A 4,705-nucleotide genomic window follows, 5' to 3' on the forward strand; every position below is an offset into this window, starting at 1 on the left:
GCCGACCCAGTTTGCGCACGGCGCTCGAGACCGATTGCGCGGGTGTTGGTGACAGCTTGTTCGCCGTGTGAGTTTTGCAACGTGGGGGCGTTGCAGGCTTGCCCCGCGTGCAGCAAAAGCGTTCGGGCATAAAAACTTTGCTGCTAGCATCGAAGTAGTTTATTAACAGCCGTACAGCGGCGAGCGGGAGACCGTGTGGGCTTTCTTGATGGGGTGATGGGAGGCAAGCAGGCGCCGCTCGTCGGGCTGGATATCAGCTCCTCGAGCGTCAAGCTTGTCGAGCTCGGGCAATCTGCTTCTGGCGAATACGTGCTGGAGCGGTTCGCCACCGAAAGCTTCGAGAAGGGCTGGATCGCCGACGGCCAGATCGAGAAATTCGATGAAGTCGCCGACGCCGTGCGCCGGGTCATCAGTAAGAGCGGTAGCCGCACCAAACGCGTCGCCATGGCGATGCCGCAATCGGCGGTGATCACCAAGAAAATCATGCTGCCGGCCGGCCTGCGCGACGAGGAGATGGAACTCCAAGTCGAGTCCGAAGCCAATCAATACATTCCGTTCTCGCTCGACGAGGTGAGCCTCGACTTCTGCGTGGTCGGGCCCAGCCCCACCTCCGCCGGTGACGTCGAGGTGCTGATTGCGGCGTCGCGCAAAGACCGCGTCCAGGACCGCCAGGGTCTGGCCGAAGCCGCCGGCCTCAAGCCGGTCGTGCTCGATATCGAATCGCACGCGTCGCGCCTGGCCATGACGCGCATCATCACCGCCTTGCCCAACGAGGGCAGGGACGCGCTGGTGGCGCTGTTCGAGATCGGCGCCGAAACCACGAGCCTGAAGGTGCTGCGCGACGAAGAGCTGCTCTACGACCGCGATCAGGCGTTCGGAGGCTCGCAGCTCACGCAGATGATTTCGCGCCAGTACGGCTTCTCGTTCGAAGAGGCCGAGCAGAAGAAGCTGGCCAGCGACCTTCCGGAAGACTACGAATCAAGCCTGCTGGTGCCTTTTGTCGACAGTCTGGCGCAAGAGATCGGCCGTGCACTTCAGTATTTCTTCACCAGCACTCCGCATCACAAAGTGCATTACGTGATGCTCGCCGGCGGTACCGCCACGCTGCCGGGTCTGAAAGAACGCGTCACCGAACTTTCCGGTTTTGCGTCGATGGTCGTGAACCCCTTCGATGGCATGCGCCTGGGCTCCGCGGTGCGGGAAAGCAAGCTGCGTCGTGAGGCGCCTGCCTACCTGACCGCGTGCGGTTTGGCGATGCGGAGGTTCCTCTAATGATCCTGATCAATCTCCTGCCGCACCGCGAAGAGCGCCGGCAGCGCCGCAAGCGCGCCTTCTTCGCGGGTCTCGGTGCGGCCGCCGCCGTCGGCGTGGTGATTGCCGGCCTGTGGTATCTGGTGTTGCAGCAGATGATCGGCACGCAGCAGGGGCGCAATGCATACCTCACGGCCGAGATCAAGAAGCTCGACGAGCAGATCAAGGACATTGCCACCCTGAAGGCCGAGATCGATGGTCTGAAGGCCCGTCAGCAGGCGGTCGAAAACCTGCAAACCGATCGCAACATTCCGGTCTACCTCCTCAACGAGCTGGTCAAGCAGACACCCGAAGGTGTGTACCTCACGGTGATCAAGCAGGAGGGGCAGGTGGTGGCGGTCAACGGTATCGCACAGACCAACGAGCGCGTTTCGCAGTTCCTGCGCAATACGGCCTACAGCTCACCATGGCTGGAAAAGCCGGAACTGATCGAAATCAAGGCGGCCACAGTGCAGACTGCCAATCGCGAGCAAAAACGACTGTTTGACTTCTCGGTAAGGGTCACGCTCAAGCGTCCGCAGGACAAGCAGCCGGCCGACAAGGCCGCACCGGGTGCCGGCGGGGCCTCCGCGCCGGCCGCACCGGCGTCGACGCCAAAGCGTTCTTGAGGTAGCAGCAATGGCGACCAACAAAAATGCAAATGTCGACGTGAACTCGGTCTTTCTTGACCTGTCGGGGCAGTTCCGCGGCTTGAACATGAACGAGCCGGGCCAATGGCCTTGGCTGCCCAAGCTTGCCGCCTTCGCGGCCTTGGCCACCGGCCTCGTGATCGTCGGCTGGTTCGTGTTGCTTTCTTCGACCGCCGACGAATTAGAGGCCGAACGTGCGCGTGAGCCCGGCCTCAAGCAGGACTATCGCGCCAAGCTGGCCCAAGCCGTCAACCTCGGCGAGTTGCGCAAGCAAAAGATCCAGGTTCAAGAGTACGTGACGCAACTTGAAAAGCAGTTGCCCGGCAAAGCCGAGATGGACGCCTTGCTCTCCGACATTAACCAGGCCGGGCTCGGCCGGGGCCTGCAGTTCGAGCTGTTCCGGCCGGGGCAGGTGGCGGTGAAGGACTACTACGCCGAGCTGCCGATCACGATCAGGGTGTCGGGTCGCTATCACGACATGGGCTCGTTTGCAGCCGACGTTGCAAACCTGTCGCGCATCGTGACCTTGCACAACCTCAATATCAGCGGCAACGCAGTCGCCGGCGTCGGCGCCGGAAATCTGACCATGGATGCGCTCGCGCGCACCTACCGCTATCTCGACCCGAGCGAGGTGGAGGCCCAGCGCAAGAGTAAGGAAGCCGCCGCCAAGGCAGGGGCCAAGAAATGATGACTCGCATGCAAGCGGCGGCGCCGCTCTTCGTCGCGCTCGGCCTGATACTGTCTGCCTGCAGTGGTGAACAGGAAGAGCTTCAATCCTGGATGGATCAGCAAAAGCGCGAAGTGCGACCGAACATCGCACCGCTTTCGCCGCCCAAGCGTTTCGACCCGCAGCCTTACGAAGAGGCCCGTGCGGTCGAGCCCTTCAGCAACCAGAAACTCGCTGTGGCCCTCAAGCAGGAAACCAGGCAGTCGAGTTCTTTGCTGGCCGGCGAAACGAACCGCCGCAAGGAGCCGCTCGAGGCATATCCGCTGGATTCCATGACCATGGTGGGCAGTGTCTCCAAGCAGGGGCGCCCGCTGGCCCTGCTGCGCGTGGACAACCTGCTGTATCAGGTCAAGGCGGGCGACTACCTCGGTCAGAACTACGGAAAGATCACCAAGGTTTCCGAAACCGAAGTGGCCGTACGCGAAGTGGTCCAGGATGCCGCGGGCGAATGGATAGAGCGTCCCTCTGCCCTTCAGTTGCAGGAGAAGGCGCGATGAAAAATATTGGGGAGATCACCACCATGAAGCAATTGCGCGCACCAGCCGTCGCGCTCGCGTTGCTCTGCTCGGCGCTCGGCGCCTGGGCAGACAACACGATCCAATCAATCAACAGCTCGCAGCAAGGCGCAAGCGACGTCGTGCGCATCGAGTTGAGCGAGCCGCTGGCCGCCGTGCCTGCCGGCTTTACCGTGCAGACGCCACCGCGCATTGCCATCGATCTGCCGGGCGTGGCCAATGCGCTCGGTCGCAGCAGCATCGAAATCAATTCTGGCAATCTGCGCTCTGCAAGCGTGGCGCAGGCCGGCGACCGCACGCGATTGGTGCTGAACCTCAAGCAGCCCGGCACGTACGCCGCCAAGCTGGAAGGCAAGACCTTGGTGCTCACCGTGCAGACCTCGGGCAATGTCACCGCGCCTGCCGCGGCATCCCCGTCGGCCGGTACGGTCGCGCAAACGGCGCCAGCGCCGGTGCGTTTTGCGGACAGTCAGAACCAGGCGCCGCAAGTGCTGCGCAGTGTTGACTTTCGCCGCGGGCAAGATGGTGCCGGGCGCGTCATCGTCGAGCTGCCCAGCAATCAGGTGGGTGTCGACATTCGCCAACAGGGCCAGACCCTGGTGGTTGAATTCCTGAAAACCAGTCTGCCTGAAAACCTGCGCCGTCGCCTCGACGTGACCGACTTCGGAACTCCCGTGCGCACCGTCTCCGCGGTGCAAAGCGGCGACAAGGTTCGCATGGTGATCGAGCCGACCGGCGTGTGGGAACACAGCGCTTATCAGACCGACAACCAGTTCGTCCTCGAGGTGCGGCCGCAGAAGGTCGACCCCAACAAGCTGACGCAGGGTCCAGGTTATTCCGGTGAGAAACTTTCGCTCAACTTCCAGAGCATCGAGGTGCGCGCGTTGCTGCAGGTGATCGCCGACTTCACCAACTTCAACGTGGTGACGAGCGACACCGTCACCGGCAACGTGACCCTGCGCCTGAAAGACGTGCCCTGGGACCAAGCGCTCGACATCATCCTGCAGGCCAAGGGCCTGGGCGTGCGCAAGAACGGCAACGTGCTGTGGATTGCACCGAAGGACGAGATCGCCACCAAAGAAAAGCTCGAGCTGGAATCAAAGGCGCAAATCGCAGCGCTCGAACCGGTGCGCACGCAAGCCTTCCAGTTGAATTACGTCAAGGCTGAAGAGGTGGCCAAGGGGCTGAACGGGCAACAGGCCGGGCAGGGCGGAGGCGGTGGTCAGGGCGGCGCGTCCAGCAGTCGCATCATCTCCTCGCGCGGCAACATCGTGTACGAGGCGCGGACCAACCAGCTGTTCGTGAGCGACACGCCCACCAAGCTCGAAGAGGTGGCACAAATCATCGCCCGCATCGACATCCCGGTGCGCCAGGTGTTGATCGAAGCTCGCATCGTCGAGGCGACGGATACCTTCGGTCGCTCGCTGGGCGTGAAGCTCGGTGCGTCGGACCTGCGCGCTCAGCAAGGTGGCGTTCCAGGATGGGGCCTGGGTGGCAACAACCGCGCGGCCATCGGCGGCAGC

Annotated in this window: 5 protein-coding genes; all 5 read left to right on the forward strand. The window is 62.7% G+C overall.

Features of this window, described 5'->3' with window-relative positions; genetic code table 11:
- The first annotated feature begins 216 nt into the window (after positions 1–216).
- Positions 217–1,272, forward strand: a complete 1,056-nt coding sequence (locus RMO12_RS11470) for a pilus assembly protein PilM (RefSeq protein WP_309639392.1) — start codon at positions 217–219, stop codon at positions 1,270–1,272.
- The gene (locus tag RMO12_RS11475) at positions 1,272–1,919 is read left to right on the forward strand and encodes a PilN domain-containing protein (protein WP_309639389.1); all 648 of its coding nucleotides are present in this window, start codon (positions 1,272–1,274) and stop codon (positions 1,917–1,919) included. Before RMO12_RS11470 ends, RMO12_RS11475 begins: the two co-directional genes overlap by 1 nt.
- A gap of 10 nt (positions 1,920–1,929) precedes the next feature.
- Complete coding sequence (locus RMO12_RS11480; RefSeq protein WP_309639390.1) at positions 1,930–2,628, forward strand: type 4a pilus biogenesis protein PilO; 699 nt, start codon at positions 1,930–1,932, stop codon at positions 2,626–2,628.
- A gap of 8 nt (positions 2,629–2,636) precedes the next feature.
- Positions 2,637–3,164 (forward strand): pilus assembly protein PilP, encoded by a 528-nt coding sequence (locus RMO12_RS11485; protein ID WP_309625507.1) that lies wholly within the window; start codon positions 2,637–2,639, stop codon positions 3,162–3,164.
- Positions 3,161–4,705 (forward strand): AMIN domain-containing protein (locus tag RMO12_RS11490; RefSeq protein ID WP_309639391.1); only part of this gene is annotated, 1,545 nt, incomplete at its 3' end. The genes RMO12_RS11485 and RMO12_RS11490, both read left to right, overlap by 4 nt.

This window comes from Methylibium sp. (genome assembly GCF_031393925.1).
In the GTDB taxonomy this organism is placed as follows: Bacteria; Pseudomonadota; Gammaproteobacteria; order Burkholderiales; family Burkholderiaceae_C; genus Methylibium.

Excerpts from the sequence above, each read along its gene's own strand:
- RMO12_RS11475 (WP_309639389.1), top strand. The coding sequence starts at position 1,272 with ATGATCCTGATCAATCTCCTGCCGCACCGCGAAGAGCGCCGGCAGCGC.
- RMO12_RS11480 (WP_309639390.1), top strand. The coding sequence starts at position 1,930 with ATGGCGACCAACAAAAATGCAAATGTCGACGTGAACTCGGTCTTTCTT.
- RMO12_RS11470 (WP_309639392.1), top strand. The coding sequence starts at position 217 with ATGGGAGGCAAGCAGGCGCCGCTCGTCGGGCTGGATATCAGCTCCTCG.
- RMO12_RS11485 (WP_309625507.1), top strand. The coding sequence starts at position 2,637 with ATGCAAGCGGCGGCGCCGCTCTTCGTCGCGCTCGGCCTGATACTGTCT.